13 protein-coding genes are annotated in these 15312 nt (G+C 70.5%); 7 read left to right on the top strand and 6 right to left on the bottom strand.

Translation table 11 applies throughout. From position 1 onward, the window contains the following. Positions 1–169 precede the first annotated feature (169 nt). The gene (locus MVG78_RS13960) at positions 170–1063 is read right to left on the bottom strand and encodes a polysaccharide deacetylase family protein (protein ID WP_247552436.1); all 894 of its coding nucleotides are present in this window, start codon (positions 1061–1063) and stop codon (positions 170–172) included. A gap of 76 nt (positions 1064–1139) precedes the next feature. On the opposite strand from MVG78_RS13960, the gene cydD reads away from it, so the two are divergent. From cydD to bfr, 7 genes are all read left to right on the top strand, one after another. Next, entirely contained in the window at positions 1140–2846 is a 1707-nt protein-coding gene (gene cydD, locus MVG78_RS13955) for a thiol reductant ABC exporter subunit CydD (protein WP_247552434.1), read from the top strand. After that, positions 2836–4488: a thiol reductant ABC exporter subunit CydC gene (gene cydC, locus MVG78_RS13950; protein ID WP_247552432.1), complete on the top strand. Its 1653-nt coding sequence runs from the start codon at positions 2836–2838 to the stop codon at positions 4486–4488. The genes cydD and cydC overlap by 11 nt, the downstream gene beginning before the upstream one ends. A gap of 115 nt (positions 4489–4603) precedes the next feature. Continuing rightward, complete coding sequence (locus tag MVG78_RS13945) at positions 4604–5002, top strand: OmpA family protein (RefSeq protein ID WP_247552430.1); 399 nt, start codon at positions 4604–4606, stop codon at positions 5000–5002. Then, positions 5002–6861 (top strand): DNA helicase RecQ, encoded by a 1860-nt coding sequence (gene recQ, locus MVG78_RS13940; protein ID WP_247552428.1) that lies wholly within the window; start codon positions 5002–5004, stop codon positions 6859–6861. The genes MVG78_RS13945 and recQ overlap by 1 nt, the downstream gene beginning before the upstream one ends. Positions 6862–6972: 111 nt before the next feature. Next, a complete protein-coding gene (locus MVG78_RS13935) occupies positions 6973–8511 on the top strand; it encodes a tetratricopeptide repeat-containing serine protease family protein (protein ID WP_247552426.1) in 1539 nt (512 codons plus the stop codon). 24 nt (positions 8512–8535) lie between these two features. Further along, positions 8536–8784 carry a (2Fe-2S)-binding protein gene (locus MVG78_RS13930; RefSeq protein WP_247552424.1) on the top strand — a complete coding sequence of 83 codons (249 nt, stop codon included), beginning with the start codon at positions 8536–8538 and terminating at the stop codon, positions 8782–8784. Between the two features lie 97 nt (positions 8785–8881). Then, the gene (gene bfr, locus MVG78_RS13925; RefSeq protein ID WP_247552422.1) at positions 8882–9388 is read left to right on the top strand and encodes a bacterioferritin; all 507 of its coding nucleotides are present in this window, start codon (positions 8882–8884) and stop codon (positions 9386–9388) included. A gap of 76 nt (positions 9389–9464) precedes the next feature. On the opposite strand, the gene MVG78_RS13920 is transcribed toward bfr, so the two are convergent. The 5 genes from MVG78_RS13920 to MVG78_RS13900 all read right to left on the bottom strand — a co-directional run bounded on the left by MVG78_RS13920 (position 9465) and on the right by MVG78_RS13900 (position 15201). Beyond that, complete coding sequence (locus tag MVG78_RS13920; RefSeq protein ID WP_247552420.1) at positions 9465–11210, bottom strand: ABC transporter ATP-binding protein/permease; 1746 nt, start codon at positions 11208–11210, stop codon at positions 9465–9467. Between the two features lie 53 nt (positions 11211–11263). Further along, positions 11264–11572 (bottom strand): DUF3253 domain-containing protein, encoded by a 309-nt coding sequence (locus tag MVG78_RS13915; protein ID WP_247552418.1) that lies wholly within the window; start codon positions 11570–11572, stop codon positions 11264–11266. Continuing rightward, positions 11557–12132, bottom strand: a complete 576-nt coding sequence (locus MVG78_RS13910; protein ID WP_247552417.1) for a pyridoxamine 5'-phosphate oxidase family protein — start codon at positions 12130–12132, stop codon at positions 11557–11559. Before MVG78_RS13910 ends, MVG78_RS13915 begins: the two co-directional genes overlap by 16 nt. Positions 12133–12416: 284 nt before the next feature. Then, positions 12417–13613 carry an OmpA family protein gene (locus MVG78_RS13905; RefSeq protein WP_247552415.1) on the bottom strand — a complete coding sequence of 399 codons (1197 nt, stop codon included), beginning with the start codon at positions 13611–13613 and terminating at the stop codon, positions 12417–12419. 319 nt (positions 13614–13932) lie between these two features. Next, entirely contained in the window at positions 13933–15201 is a 1269-nt protein-coding gene (locus tag MVG78_RS13900; RefSeq protein WP_247552413.1) for a class I SAM-dependent methyltransferase, read from the bottom strand. Positions 15202–15312 lie beyond the last annotated feature (111 nt).

Raw genomic sequence — 15312 nt, 5'->3', positions numbered from 1 at the left:
CGGCAAATGTGTCGCTTTGTTGCAGTGCAAACATCCCGTTACTCATCCGGTTGATAGGGGGCTGGCACATAAGGCAACCCGCGCGTGCGGCACCCGGCCCCACCGCGCGGCGGGGGCTGTCAAACCCCGATAGGCCATGCACCACGAGGCCGATGGCCTGGCCGGGGGCTCAACCGCCTGGGCACGTCCCGGCCGGCAGGCCGGCGACATGGTCATGGATCGCCCCGGCGGTGCAGACCCAGACCCCGGCTCGCGGCGCCAGCACATGGGCCAGCGCCCGGCGCAGCGCCGCCAGGCGATAAGGCTGCCCGACGATATAGGGGTGCAGGGCGATCCCCATCACCTGCGCCCGGCCGTCCCGCACCTGCCGCAGCCGCTCGTCGAAATCCGCCACGATCATCGCGGCGAACTGCTCCGCCCCGTCCTTGCGCGCCACGATGGCGGGGATGTCGTTGACCTCCTGCGGATAGGGGATGGCGAGGAGCGGGCCGGAGCGGGTGCGGTGCCAGACGGGCTGGTCGTCGCTGCACCAGTTCAGCGTGTAGCGGTAGCCCGCCTCCGCCAGCAGGTCCGGCGTGGCCACGCTCTCCGCGATCCAGGGCGAGAGCCAGCCTCGCGGCGCCCGGCCCTCATGCCGCGTCAGCACCGCGGTCGCCTCGGCGATCAGTTCCCGCTCGGCCTCCTCGGGCAGCACGCTCTGCCGCTCGCTGTTGCTGTGGCCATGGCCGGCGATCTCGTCCCCGCGCGCCCGGTGCGCCGCCATGAGCTGCGGCGCGTATCCGTACATGGCGCTGTTGGCCAGGACGGTGCAGGGGGCGCCCAGTTCGTCCAGCAGTTCCAGCAGCCTCCAGGCCCCCACCCGGTTGCCATAGTCGCGCCAGGCATGGTTCAGCACATCCGGCTGCGGGCCGCCGGGGGCCAGTTCCGCGCCCAGCCCCTCGCCGAAGGCGAAGTGCTCCAGGTTCACGCCGAGATAGACCGCGAGGTGGCCGCCATCCGGCCAGGTCCAGCGTGGACGTTCCGACCAGGGGTGGTAGTCGTAGCGGCCATGCTGTCGCAGCATGCGGGACCCTCGCGAAACAAGGAAGAAACAGGGGAAAGGGTGCATGCGGATGCGGAGTGGTCTAGAGGGTGCCGCCATGTCTTCCTCAAAGGCGGATAACGCGGCGGCCCGGCGGCTCCTGTCCCGTGTCGCGCGCGAGGATCGTCCGCGCCTCCTCCGCTCCACCGGCCTCGGTCTCGCCGCCGCCATCTGTGGCATCGCCCAGGCCTGGTTCATCGCCACCCTGCTCGCCACCCTGCTTGGCTTTCCGGGTGCGGTGGCCGGGTCCGGCTGGACCGCCTTCGCCGCCGCCGCCGTGCTCCTGCTGCTGCAGACCGGGCTCGGCATGGCGCAGGAACGCGCCCAGCACGCCGCCGGCGCCGCTGCCCGCGCCCGGCTGCGGCAACAGGCCCTGGCCCGCCTCCTGGAACTCGGCCCGGCGGATGAGCGCCCCGCCGGGGAGCGTGCCGCGCTGGTGGTGGACCGGGTCGAGGCGCTGGACGGCTATTTCGCCCGCTGGCTGCCCGCTGCCATGCTGGCCCTGCTGGTGCCGGCGGCCATCGCCCTGGCGGCGGGGCTGATGGACCCGGTGGGCGGGCTGATCCTGGCCGCCGGCGGGCTGCTCGTGCCCGTCTCCATGGCCCTGACCGGCATCGGCGCCGCCATCCAGAGCCGCCGGCAGTTCGACGCCCTGCAACGCCTTTCCGGCCGCTTCCTGGACCGGGTGAGGGGCCTGCCCACCCTGGTCCTGTTCAACCGCCAGGATGACGAGGCGAAGGCGCTGGGACAGGCCGCCGACGAGTTGCGGCAGCGGACGATGCGGGTGCTGCGCGTGGCCTTCCTCGGCTCCGCCGGGCTGGAACTGATCGCCGCGGCAGTGCTGGGCTGCCTCGCCTGGCGCCATGCCGCGCTGGTCACCGGTGGCCATCCCTCGCCGGTCTCGGCGCTCTTCGTGCTGCTGCTGGTGCCCGCCTTCTTCGCGCCACTGCGCGCCTTCTCCGCCGCCTATCACGAGCGCATGTCCGCCGCCGGGGCTGCCGCCGAGCTGGCGCCGCTGCTCGATGCGCCGGAACGGGAAGGGCTGCTGCTGGAGGAGGTGCCGCCCTCCGTGGTGCTGACCTTCGAGAATGTCTCGCTCCGCTACGACCCGGCGCGCCCCGTCGCGCTGGACGGCGTCACCTTCCGCGTGATGCCGGGCGAGACGCTGGTGCTGTCGGGGCCTTCCGGCGCCGGGAAATCCTCCGTGCTGCGCCTGCTGCTGGGCTTCCGCCGGCCGGATTCCGGGCGCATCGCCCTCAACGGGCGCGATGCCCTGGCCCTGCGGCCGGAGGAGCTGCGCCGCCTCTCCGCCTATGTCCCGCAGCGCCCGCATCTGTTCCGCGACACGATCCGCGAGAACATCCGCCTCGCCAGGCCGGAGGCCGATGACGCGGCGGTGGAGGCGGCGGCGCGGGAGGCGCGGGTGACGGATTTCACCGCGGATCTGCCCAACGGCCTCGACACGCTGGTGGGCGAGGGGGGCTGGGGGCTTTCCGGCGGGCAGGCGCAGCGTGTGGCGCTGGCCCGCGCCTTCCTGCGCGACCGGCCCCTGGTCCTGCTGGACGAGCCGACGGCCCATCTCGACCCCGGCACCGAGGCGGAGGTCCTTGACGGGCTCCGCCGCCTCTGCGCCGGGCGGACGGCGGTGATCGCCAGCCATTCGCCGCTGCTGCGCCAGCGTTTCCCCGCCCGGGTGCTGACCCTGGAGGATGGGCGCGTGGCCGGGCAGGCGCGCCGTGGCAAGGAGGCCGGCCATGTGGCGTGATCTGTCCCGCATCCTCGGCCTCTGGCGGGCGCACCGGGCCGGGCTGGTGCTCGGCGCGCTGGTCGCCTGCCTTGCCGCCCTGTCCGGCGTGGCGCTGCTGTCCCTGGCCGGGCATGGCGTGTCGCAGGGCCTGCGCCACGGCGCCATGGCCGCCGCCGCGGGCGCGCTGCTGCTGCTGCGGCCGCTGATCCTTCTGCGCCCGGTGCTGCGCTGGATGGAGCGCATGACCACCCATGCCGCGACCTTCCGCGCCCTGGCCGATACCCGGGTCTGGTTCTTCCGCCGGCTGGCCGAGCGCCTGCCGGCCGGGATCGGGCTGCGCCGCGCCGGAGACCTGCTGGGGCGGCTGGTTTCCGATGTCGAGGCGCTGGACGGACTCTACCTGCGCGCCATGGCGCCGATGGCGGCGGCCGCGGCCACGGTGCTGGCCATCGCCGTGCTGCTGGGCTGGGCCTCGCCCGGGCTGATGGCTGTGGTGGCGCTGCCGCTGGCCCTGGCCCTGCTGCTGCCGCCGCTGCTCGCCCCCCTGGCCGCACGCCGTTCCGCCGCCGTGGCCGAGGCACGCGGCGCCCTCCGCGCCCGCGCCGTGGAGCCGCTGCTGGGGCTGGAGGACGTGCTGTCCAACAATGGCGAGGCCCGGGCCGGCGCGCGGCTGGCCGAGGCCGGCCATGCCCAGTCCCTGGCCGAGGGCTACGCCTCCCACATCGGCACGCTGGGCGGGGCCGCCGGGGCGCTGCTGGCCCAGGCCGCGCTGCTCGGCGCCCTGGCCTGGGGCTTGGCCGGCGGCGCGGGTGCCGCGGCGCTGGCGGTGCCCGCGTTGTTCCTCGCTCTCGCCGCCGCCGAGAGCCTCGCCGCGCTGCCCCGCGCCGGGATCGCGCTGGCCGGTGCCGGTGCCGCCGCGCGCCGCCTGCTAGAGGCCGCCGACGCCCCGGTTCCGGCCCCCGACCCGGCCGTGCCGGCGCCCCTGCCGCCGGGCCATGCCATCCGCATGCGCGACATCCGCTTCGCCTGGGATGCGGACCGGGAGCCGGTGCTGGACGGCTTCTCGCTGGAGATCCCGGAAGGGGCGCGGGTGGTGCTGCTCGGCCCCTCCGGCGCCGGCAAGTCCACCGTGGCCGCGCTGCTGCTGGGCCTCGCCCGTCCGCAATCCGGCAGCATCACCCTGGGCGGCGTGGAGATCGCGAGCCTCGCCGCCCATGACCTGCGCCGCCGTGTCACATGCCTGACCCAGGATGCCCGGCTCTTCGACGACACGATCGCCGCCAACCTCCGCCTCGCCCGGCCGGAAGCGGACGAGGCGGAACTCTGGCAGGCGCTGGACCGCGCGCGGATCGGCGATCTGGTCCGCGCCCTGCCGCTGGGGCTGGAGACACGCTGCGGCGAGGCGGGGGCGCGCTTTTCCGGCGGGCAGGCACGGCGCCTGGCCCTGGCACGGGCGCTGCTGTCCCCGGCGCCGGTGCTGATCCTGGACGAACCCGCGGCGGGACTCGATGTCAGCGCCGAGCGCGCCTTCCTGGAGACTCTGGACGAGGCCACCGCCGGGCGCACGGTCCTGCTGATCACGCATCGCCTGACCGGGGCGGAACACCCGACGCGGGTGCTGCGCCTGGCCGGTGGCCGGGCCTTCCATGCGGCGGGCTGATCACAATGAATCAGGTGAAGGCCCGCAGCGGCCGTGGAGCCGTTCCGGCCCGTTGACGGGGCGGAACGGGCATCGCATGGCACGGCCCGTCACATTGTCCCGGAGACGCGCGCCGATGCGCCGGTTTTTCCTGCTTGCCTCCCTCGCGGCCCTGCCCCTGCTGGCGGCCTGCGCCAGCCCGAAGATGGGCGCGCCCCAGGCCCGCGTCGTCTTCTTCCAGCGCGACGACGCGATGCTCGACGACGCGGCCAAGGGCCTGATCGCCGAGGCGGCCGACATCGCCAATCGCTATCCCGAGACCAGGGTCACCGTCCTGGGCTTCGCCAATCCCGAGCCGACCCCCGTGGCCGGCGGCAACCGGGAGCTGAGCCAGCTCCGCGCCCAGGCCGTGGCGGCGCAGCTTCGCGCGGACAAGGTGGACGGGTCGCGCATCACCGTTCTGCCGCTTGGCGCCATCCCCTATGAAGCCACCCCCGTCGAGAGCCGCCGGGTGGAGATCAAGATCGGAAACTGATGCTCGGATTTCTGCGTGACCGTCTGATTGACCGCGGGACCGGGCAGGAGGCCGATGGCCCCCGCAAGGTCCTGAGCGAGGTCTTCGGCCACAAGGGATTCCGCGGGCGCCAGGAGGAGATCGTCCACCACATCGTGGCGGGCGGCTCCGGCCTGGTGCTGATGCCGACGGGCGGCGGCAAGAGCCTGTGCTACCAGGTCCCCGCCCTTTGCCGCCCCGGCCTGGGCGTGGTGGTCTCGCCCTTGATCGCCCTGATGGAGGACCAGGTCTCGGCCCTCCGCCAGGCGGGCGTGGCCGCCGCCGCCCTGCATTCCGAGATGGAGGAGGGCGAGCGTGGCAACCTGTTCCGCGACCTGTCGCGGGGCGCGCTGAAGCTCCTCTACGTCTCACCCGAGCGGCTGAACCTCGAATCGACGCTGGAGCGGCTGGGCCGCACGGAGCTCGCCCTCTTCGCCATCGACGAGGCGCATTGCGTCAGCCAGTGGGGCCATCATTTCCGCCCCGACTACCGCGACCTCGACGTGCTGGCCCGCCTCTTCCCCGAGGTGCCGCGCATCGCGCTCACCGCCACCGCCGATGCGCGCACGGTGGAGGATATCCGCGAACGCCTGAGCCTGACGGAGGACCCTGTCTTCCGTGGCGGCTTCGACCGCCCCAACATCCGCATCGAGGCCGCGCCGCGCGAAAGCGCCCGCCGGCAGATCCTGGCCTTCGCGCGGGAAGCCTCCGACGGGCGTGGTGCCGGCATCGTCTATTGCGCCACGCGCAAGGGCGCCGAGCAGACCGCCGGCTGGCTGCGCGAGAACGGCCATGACGCCATCTCCTTCCATGCCGGGATGGAGGCCGCCGACAAGCGCGCCGCGCACAAGCGCTTCGCCAGCGGCGATGCGGTGGTGATGGCGGCGACCGTCGCCTTCGGCATGGGGATCGACCGCCCCGATGTGCGCTGGGTCGCCCATGCCACGCTGCCGGCCAGCCCGGAGAGCTGGTACCAGGAGATCGGCCGCGCCGGCCGCGACGGGCTGCCGGCCCGCGCCCTGCTGCTGCACGGGGCCGAGGACATCGTCTGGGCCCGCCACCGGCTGGAGGAGAGCCCGGCCTCCGACGAGCAGAAGCGCATCGAGCGCGAGCGCCTGAACCGCATGGTCGCCATCGCCGAGAGCGCGACCTGCCGCCGCCGCATCCTGCTGCGCTGCTTCGGCGAGGATCTGGAGCGGGATTGCGGCAATTGCGACGCCTGCCTGCGCCCACCCAGCCTGCGCGACGGGACCGTGGCGGCGCAGAAGCTGCTTTCGGCCGTGGTCCGAACGGGCAGCCGCTTCGGCCTGGGCCATCTGGTGGACGTGCTGCGTGGAGAGAAGACGGAGAAGGTCCTCCAGTTCGGCCATGACCAGCTTCCCACCTTCGGCGTCGGCCGCGATGTCTCGCCCCAGAACTGGCGCAGCATCGCGCGGCAGCTCGTGGCCCGGGGCGCGCTGGACGTGGCGGTGGAGAATCATGGCGAATACCGCCCGACCGAGGCCGCCCGCCCGATCCTGAAAGGGCAGGAAAAGGTGATGCTGCGGGAGGAGGCCATCCTGCCGCGCATCTCCGCCCGGGGCGGCCCACGCAGGCGCGAGGCGCCCGCCTCCTCCGGCGATCCAGTCTTCGAGGCGCTGCGCGCCTGGCGGCGGGATGAGGCGCAGCGGCAGGCGCTGCCCGCCTACATGATCTTCAGCGACCGCACCCTGAGCGAGATCGCGGCGCAGAAGCCCACCGATCTCGACGAACTGGCCACCGTCCCCGGCGTGGGGGCCAGCAAGCTGGAACGGTATGGCGAGGATGTGCTGGACGTGCTCGCGACCTGTGGGCGGGGGTGAGGGAGCCCTCCACTTCGGCGGAAGAGACTATCCCTTCCTTCCGGCGCCCGATCACTTCTCGTAACATTTCCGTGACGCTACATTTCTTCAACCTTTGGTTGAGGAATCGACATGCTTCGCTGTCTCCTTCTGCTGTCCAGTGTCGCGCTCCTGGGCTTGGCTGACCCTGCGGAGGCGGCGGCACCGGATCGGCTTGGGAACCTGACGGCGGATGCGCTGGCCTCCGGCTGTCACCGCCCGCCATCCCGCCTCGTGGCGCGCCCGCGTGTGGCGGAGGCTACTTTGCGGCAGCAGGCACGGGATCGCGACCCGGAAGCAATGTACAGTCTTGCCCAGATCCTGCTGGAAAGCCGGGATGAGGATGAAACAGCGGCGGAGGCGCTCTACTATCTGGAGCAGGCCGCCCTGGCCGGGCATCTCCACGCCGCTGCCGAGGCGGGCAGCGCCCATGCCAGCGGCTATGGCACGGAGCGTGACGAAGCGAGGGCGGTGGCTTGGTGGCGCTATGGAGCCAGCCGCGGCCAACTCCGCGCTCAGGGCTGCCTCATGGTGGCGGCGCTGCTGGGGCGCGGCATGGAAGCCGATCCCGTCGAGGCGGCGCGCTGGGCGATCCTGCGCGAGAGCCAGCATCGCGGCCCCTTTGTCATCCAGCCCGGCCTTGCAGCTTTCGAACGTCAGTTGTCGCCGGAAAGCTTCACGCGCGCCCGTCAGTGGGCGGCGCGTCCTGTCGAAGTGGCACCCGTGCCATCCTTGATGCCGAAGCCGGCGCGTTCCAGGCCCGCGAAGCTGGCGGCGGGGGAGGAGTTCGCACCCGATATCGGGCGGGAGGAAAGCGCCCTACCGTCGCGGCCTGCCTATCGCTACGCCGTCGCCCAGACGGCAGCAGAAGACAGAATTCGGAAAACCGGAAGCGGCTTCGCCGTGGCGCCGCATCTCATCGTCACCAACTGGCATGTGGTGAATGGCTGCCGGCAGGTTTCGGTCCAGGCCGGGCTGGCGGAACTGGCCGGTGCCAAGCTGCGCGGCCGCAACGAGGAACTCGATCTTGCCTTGGTCGATGTGCCGGGGCTGAACCGCCCGTCATTGGCGATCGCCACGGATGTTCGCCCGGGCACCCCAGTGGCGGCGATGGGCTTTCCAGGCATGAACGTGAAGACGCGAGAACCCACAGTGACCGGCGGCAATGTCAGCGCCATCGGTGTGGGTGAGAATGATGGCTGGATCCAGTACACCTCGCCGACCCAGCCCGGCAACAGCGGCGGGGCCCTGCTGGACATGTCGGGCCGGGTCGTTGGCATGCCGGTGGGGCAGGCTGATGCCATCCTGTCGCTGCTGCGGAACGGCACCCTGCCGCAGAACGTCAACCTGGCTATCGCGCCGCGGCTGCTGCGGCGCTTCCTGCGCGACTACGATCTTCCACTGACTGAGGCATCCGCTTTCGCCGATGCGGCGAGTCAGCCTCGCAACCTCGCTGACCTCATGGAGGAGACAGGCCGCTCCGTGGTCCGGGTGCTTTGCTACGGCGATCCGCCCAAGGCCCCGAGGAGCAGGACCGCCAGGGCGGCCACACCGTCGCCGACGCCGGTACATCCCTGGCAAGCGCCCCAGCCACGCACCCGCATGACCAGTGACGAGGCAAGGAGAGAATGAACTGCGAAGGAAACTAAGAATGACTTGCATCGAATCGAGCTGGATGCGATAGCGGGCCCGTCATCACACGGACGCGACATCCGCATGTATGTTTGCCTCTGCAACGGAATCACCGACACTCAGGTCAAGGATGCCATCGCGTCCGGCGCCAGCCGCTGCTGCGAGATTTATTCCAAATGCGGCTGCAAGGCACAGTGCGGCACCTGTACCCGTATGATTTTGGCCATGATGCGGGATCAGCCGGGACAGGCTCAGGCACGCGCCGCGCGCTGAAACTGTTTCTCAATCTCAAAATCGTTGAAAAACAACGACTTGACGCTTGATGGACGATCTGTCTTCTCGTTGTTCCAGACGAGACGGGAGACAGACCATGTCCGCTTACGGCGACCCCAAGGTCATCGAGCACCTGAACACCCAGCTCACCAACGAGCTGACGGCGATCAACCAGTACTTCCTGCACGCCCGCATGCTGAACCATTGGGGCGTCACCAAGCTCGGCAAGCACGAGTACAAGGAATCGATCGAGGAGATGCAGCATGCGGATGATCTCATCCACCGCATCCTGTTCCTTGACGGCCTGCCGAACGTGCAGCGCCTGAACCAGGTCCTGATCGGCCAGACCGTGAAGGAGATCCTGGAATGCGACGAGAAGCTGGAAGCGAAGGCGATCAACGATCTCCGCGAGGGCATCGCCTATTGCGAGAGCGTGCGCGACTTCATCTCGCGTGACCTGCTGGTGAAGATCCTCGCCGACGAGGAGCACCATGCGGACTTCCTGCATGCGCAGTTCACGCTGATCGAGAAGATCGGCGAGGAGCGCTACACGATGCTCAACAGCGACGCGGCGCCGGAACAGGGCCAGGACGACGGCCACTGAGGACCCGGCCGGCGGGGGCGACCCCGCCGCCTGACGGAGGCCGGGGCCGGAGGGCTTTCCTCCGGCCCTTCGTCTGTCAGGTCCCGGCCGTCGCGACCGGCGCGAGCTTGCCACCGCCTATGCGCAGGCCGCGGTCATGGAAGCGCGCCACGGCCGGGCGATGGGCGATGGAAACGATGCCGGTCGCCGGCAGCTTCTCCCGCAGGCGCGCGTAGAGCAGTTCCTCCGATTCCGGATCGAGGTTGGCCGTCGCCTCGTCGAGGAAGAGCCAGTCGGGTTTCTGCAGGAAGGCGCGGGCCAGGGCGAGACGCTGCTGCTCGCCGCCCGAAAGCCGGCGCTCCCAGGTATCGCTTTCATCCAGATGCGGGACGAAGCCCTCCAGCCCGGCACTGTTCAGCGCGTCCAGCACCTGATCCTCGCTGAAATCGCTTTCCGCCATGGGATAGCAGACCGCGTGGCGCAGCGTGCCAAGCGGGATATAGGGCCGCTGCGGCAGGAAGAGCACGCGCGCGCCCTCCGGGATCTCCACCCGGCCGCGGCCGAAGGGCCAGATGCCTGACAGCGCCCGGAACAGCGTGGACTTGCCGCTGCCCGAGGCGCCGGTGACCACCACCGCCTCGCCCGGCGCCAGGGACAGGTCGGCATCGCCCACCAGCACGCGGCCATTGGGAAGCTGCAGTTCGACATCCCGCGCCGCGAAATGGTTGCCGCTGGCGGGGGCGAGTTTCGGCCCTTCACCGGAGCGTGCCTCCGACATCGCGATGGCCTGGCGGAAGCCTGCGAGACGCTGCACCGTCGCGCGCCAGTCGGCCAGCAATCCGTAGCTGTCCACGAACCAGGACATCGCGCCCTGCACCTGGCCGAAGACGGAGGAGGTCTGGGTCAGGGCGCCGAGCGGGATGCGGCCGGCGAAGAAGGCCGGCGCGGCGACGATGAAGGGGAAGATGACCGCGAGTTGCCCAAAGGCCGAAGTGAAGAAGGTCAGCCGCTTCGTCACCGTCATCAGCGCGCGCCAGTTCGCCACCACCGCGGCGAAGCGCCCTGCCAGGCTGCGTTCCTCGCCTGCCTCGCCATGGTGCAGGGCGATGCCCTCGGCATTCTCGCGCACCCGGATCAGCGAGTAGCGGAAATCCGCCTCCAGCCTCTGCTGCTGGAAGTTCACGGGGATCAGCCTGCGGCCGACCAAGTGCGTCAGCCAGGTGCCGAGCGCCGAATAGAGCAGGGCCACCCAGACGAGATAGCCGGGGATCGGCAGTTCCAGCACGTTCACCGGATCGGACAGGTTCCAGAGCACGGCGATGAAGGAAAGCAGCGTCACCACCGAATTCATCAGCCCGAGGCCCAGCGACAGGTTCTGGCTGACGAAGTTGTTGATGTCCTCGGAGATGCGCTGGTCCGGATTGTCTGTGCCCGTGTCGGTCAGCGCGATGCGGTAATAGGCCCGGTCCCGCAGCCAGTCGCCGGTGATGCGGCCAGTCATCCAGCGCCGCCAGCGGATCTGCAGCAACTGCCGCAGATAGAGCTGGAACACCGCCACCAGGATGAACAGCGCCGCCACCACGCAGAAGCCCGGAAGATAGCCTTCGTCCGGATCGTGCCGGCCCAGGAAGAGGAGCTGCGAGAAGGCCTCCCAGTTCTTGTCCTGCAGGGAGTTGTAGAAGGCACGGTTCCAGAAGGTGAGGATCACGTTCATCCCCACCAGAGCGAGGTTCAGCAGGATCACCACCGCCAGGAGGCCCCGGGCGGACCAGCGTTCCTCGCTGAACCAGAAGGGGCGGGCCAGGGCCCAGGCGTCCCTGAGGGCACCGCGCGTGTCACGCATCGCGGGATCTCCAACGTGTCAAAACGAAAAAGGCCAATGGGCGGCAGGCGGCGTCAGCGCGCGGCGATCCGGAGGCGGATGACCCCGCGCACATCGCCATGCCCCTTGGGGCCGGGTTCCACCGGCTTGCCCTTGCGCAGGACCTCGATCTCGCCCCGGCGGGCCAGTTCCAGCGCCGTGTCGCGCACCGGCCGCATCAGGCTGCGCCAGGATTCGCCGCCCAGCTCGCGGGCGACCTCGCTGGGGCAGATGGACTTCTCCGCGCCACGCTGCGTGGCGAGGCGCCGGATGCTTTCGGCGATCCGCTCCCGGTCGGGCGGCGGAGCCTTGGCGGCGGCATCAGGGGTCAGGGGATCAGCCATCTTGCCTCCACGCCATGGCCCAGGAAACGGAAGCAGGCCCGGCGGTGTCGTTCGGGGTCGAGGTGAAGCCACTCCATCTGCCGCAGCCTGATGGTGATGACACAGAAATTCGCGCGGGCCCGGGGCGTCACGGTGGGTGGTGGGGGAGGGGCGGGTACGGTGCTGCCGGGCGGGTCGGGGGCCGCGTAGCTGCGGCGCTCGCCATCGGGCATTTCGGTCCAGGCCCGGTCGGCCAGGGCGCCGTCGCGATGCAGCCGTGCCTCACCCTCCAGCCGCACCTGCCATTGCCGCGCGGCATCCCAGCCGAGCAGGGAAACACATGAATCGGCCGCGATCTCGTGCACCTTGCCGGAGCGCGCATCGCTGTGCAGCCGCAGGGTCAGGCTGCCGGGCTCGAAGTGGCGCAGCACCACCATGCGCTGGCGTGGCCCGGACGGGGTGCCGGTGGCCAGGGCGAGCAGCCGCCATCCGCTTTCCCGGTCGCCGGGTGCCGCCTGCAGGAGATCAAGGATCTCCGGCAGGATCTGCCCCGCTTCCGGTACCGCCGCACCGGTGATCACGCCTTGGTCCTCAGGGGTTCGATCCCGTGCCGGCAGGGAGGCAGGGCGCGCCCGGCGTCGTGGCGGCGCTGCCTCGGTGGTCCCAACGATCCGCCGTCCGTGCGGATGGCGCGGCGCGGTTCGCGGACGTGACTGTAACAGCTTCCCTGGTCTGGCACAGCGGGTGGGCTTGTGGCGTTGCGTAACGCGCCCAGGCTGGACAAGTGGCGGGGCGGGCAAAGAAGAAGGGCCGGTCCTCGCGGACCGGCCCCTTTCCTGAAGCGGCGTATGGAGTGTCCGCGCGATCAGCGCAGGACGATCTCCACGCGGCGGTTCTGCGGCTCGCGCACGCCATCGGCGGTCGGCACCAGCGGACGGCTCTCGCCGAAAGCCTCGACCGTGATCTCCGAACGCTGGATGCCCTGACGCACCAGCTCGGCGGCCACGGCGTCGGCGCGGCGGCGCGACAGGCCCATGTTGTACTGCGGCGTGCCGGAGCGGTCGGCGTGGCCGGCCACCTCGATGCGGGTCGAACCCGTGGTCCGCGCGTTCTGCGCCGCCTCGGAGATGATCTGCCGGGCGCGGTCCGTCAGGTTGTAACGGTCCCAATCGAAGAACACGAGGTAGGTGCGGGCCACGGCCTGCGGAGCCTGCGGCACGACCGGCGGAGCGGCCACGGGCGCCGGCGGGGTCCAGAGCGCGTAGCGCAGGCCCAGCATGGCGGAGTGGTTGTTCGCGCCGTCGATCTCGAACTTGCCGCGGGTCGGGATCTGGCCCGAAGCGGTGCGGACGATGCCGTCATACTTCGTCTGCAGCGTGCCGAGGTAGCGGTACTCGGCCGTCAGGGACAGGCCAGGCACGGCCGGGATCGGGAAGGCCAGGCCGGCGATGCCCTGGTAGCCGAAGGCACCCGCGGTGTCGTCGATGGTCAGGTTGTCGCCCGGACGACCGACGCTGTTCACCCGCGTGCCGCCGACATTGTCCAGATCCGTCCAGATCCAGCCCACGCCACCGCCGACATAGGGCACGACCGGGATCGGCATGTTCGGGAACCAGGCCGGCAGCTGGAAGTCGTAGTAGCCGTTCACCATCACGCCGTACTGGCGCATGCGGCCGGTGCCGCTGAAGAAGTTGCCGCTGGTGGTGCCGACGCCACGGCTGGACCAGCCGCCGACCTTGCTGGTGGGGTTGTCGCGGAAGTTGCCCTCGACCTCGGCGCGCAGGCCGTTGCCGAAGCCCCAGCCGACAGCGATCTGGCCGCCCCAGCCTTCGCTGAACTTGAACGAGCCCTGGCGGTTGTTCACCGTGGCGTCGAAGAAGCCGTTGGCGCCGCCGTCGGAGGTGACGTTGCGCTTGTTGGCGTGGTTCCAGCCGGCGCCGCCGGAGAGGTAGAGGCCGGTGATCGGCTGTGCGACGGGAGTGGCGAGCCAGCTCGGCGGCGTCCACCAGGCAGACTGCGCCATCGCGACACCGGGGGCCATGAACAGGGTCGTCGCGAGCAACGCGTGACGGAGTTTCATTGAGTAGAGTCCTTCATCGGGGGGACGAACGACACTCAAAATGCACGCCGCCGCGGCGAAGCATATTCACCAGCATGAGAGGCAGGGATGCCGGAAATGCGTCCTGTGTCGCTGTGGCTGAACTGCCACAGAATGGACGCGGAAACCGGCACGAAGCAGGCACCACGGGAATCAGCCGGGCGGCCGGAGATGCATTCTGCGCCATCTTCCGTACACGAATCCAGGGGCAATCCACGACTCCGGCGGAAATCGACGGATCGCGAATCGCCCCGGAAAGCGGCTGTCGGAACGGCGCGCCCGGTCAACCGGCCTTCGGCACGGCCGCGCCGGTGCGGTCCAGGGCGATCTCGGCCCCGAACCAGCTCACGCCCTCGGCGACCAGGTCCATGTTCCAGCCCTGAGCGTCCTGCAGCGGCAGTTCGAAGACGATCTGTACCGTCTCCCCGGGCATGATCTCCTGCGCGCTCAGCCGGACGCGGCGGAAGTCGCGCTCCAGCGTGCCGTCCGCCAGGCGCCGCATCACGCCGAGGTTGACGCCGCCCGCACCGGTTCCTCCCGGACGCCAGCGATAGCCGCCGAGATTGCGGATCGCCACGGTGAGCGACAGCTTCTGCTTGGTCGCCGTGCCTGACAGGATGGAGATCTCGGCGATCGGCGCCTTGCGCTTGGCCAGGGGTGGGATCTCGCGGCTGTCCGGCGCCTCCCCGGTGCGGCTGAGCACGATGCAGCAGTCCTGGCGCAACCAGGCATTCAGCTCCGCGAAGCCCCGCTCCTGCACAGCCGGGGAGGGCGCGGCGTCGGGCTTGTCCTGGCGCGAGACGCGCTCCAGTTCGGCGGTATAGGCTGCCGCGCCCATCACGAGGGGCTGGCGAGTCGCCAGGCCGAACTCGCAGCGCGCGAAGCCCGCGGCGGCGGCGGCGGCCTGGATCGCGGCGGGGTCCGTTTCCGGCTCGGCGATGCCGGTGGCCCGCATCCTCGCCTGCGCCGCCGGGGAACGGGACTGGCCGGGCGCCGCGGTCATGATCACCGCGCGGCCGCCCTCCGCCAGCACCCGCTGCATCTCCGGCAGCAGCGCGGCGAGGTCCCCGAGCCGGTGCAGGCTGTGGAAGGCGATGATCCGGTCCACCGAGGCGTCGGGGAGGGGAATCCGGCCCTTCTCCAGCACGCCTGTCTTCAGCCGTGCCGCGAGTTGGGGCAGGTGGACCGAGACGAAGGCCTTCGCCTTGCCGATCACGGTGGCGGAAGGATCGACCGCCTGCACCTCCAGCCCCTGCTGCGCCAGCAGGCGCGACAGCCAGCCATGGCCGCAGCCGAGATCCAGCACGCGATGCCCGGGCTCAGCCTGCAGGAGATGGAGGGCCACGGTCAGTTGCGGCAGCACCTCACGCACCGTCGCCGGGTCCGAGAAGGGCATGTGGAACCGTGGATCGCTGACCGGAATGCCTTCGTGCTGGCTGTCCAGCCGTGCCAGCCGTTCCGCCTCCGCGGTCGCGTCCAGAAGACGGCGTGTGTCAATCAGCCCATCCTTGCCGAGGAAGGCCTCCGCATGTTCGGGCAGCCAAGCCACCATTCCGGGATACTCCAGACAATTTCCCGCGATGGTGGTTAATTATTCCGGACTTCGCAACCGTTGGTTTGCGGCTTGCCGACTGGTCACAGCCTCCCCAATTCCGGCCCCTCC

It is taken from the genome of Roseomonas gilardii subsp. gilardii (assembly GCF_023078375.1).
GTDB lineage: Bacteria > Pseudomonadota > Alphaproteobacteria > Acetobacterales > Acetobacteraceae > Roseomonas > Roseomonas gilardii.
Note: the sequence above shows the minus strand (reverse complement) of the source record. Positions and strands in the feature narration are given on the sequence as shown.

Coding starts and splice junctions, on each gene's coding strand:
- MVG78_RS13960 (WP_247552436.1), bottom strand. CDS start 1,063: ATGCTGCGACAGCATGGCCGCTACGACTACCACCCCTGGTCGGAACGT.
- cydD (WP_247552434.1), top strand. CDS start 1,140: ATGTCTTCCTCAAAGGCGGATAACGCGGCGGCCCGGCGGCTCCTGTCC.
- cydC (WP_247552432.1), top strand. CDS start 2,836: ATGTGGCGTGATCTGTCCCGCATCCTCGGCCTCTGGCGGGCGCACCGG.
- MVG78_RS13945 (WP_247552430.1), top strand. CDS start 4,604: ATGCGCCGGTTTTTCCTGCTTGCCTCCCTCGCGGCCCTGCCCCTGCTG.
- recQ (WP_247552428.1), top strand. CDS start 5,002: ATGCTCGGATTTCTGCGTGACCGTCTGATTGACCGCGGGACCGGGCAG.
- MVG78_RS13935 (WP_247552426.1), top strand. CDS start 6,973: ATGCTTCGCTGTCTCCTTCTGCTGTCCAGTGTCGCGCTCCTGGGCTTG.
- bfr (WP_247552422.1), top strand. CDS start 8,882: ATGTCCGCTTACGGCGACCCCAAGGTCATCGAGCACCTGAACACCCAG.
- MVG78_RS13920 (WP_247552420.1), bottom strand. CDS start 11,210: ATGCGTGACACGCGCGGTGCCCTCAGGGACGCCTGGGCCCTGGCCCGC.
- MVG78_RS13915 (WP_247552418.1), bottom strand. CDS start 11,572: ATGGCTGATCCCCTGACCCCTGATGCCGCCGCCAAGGCTCCGCCGCCC.
- MVG78_RS13900 (WP_247552413.1), bottom strand. CDS start 15,201: ATGGTGGCTTGGCTGCCCGAACATGCGGAGGCCTTCCTCGGCAAGGAT.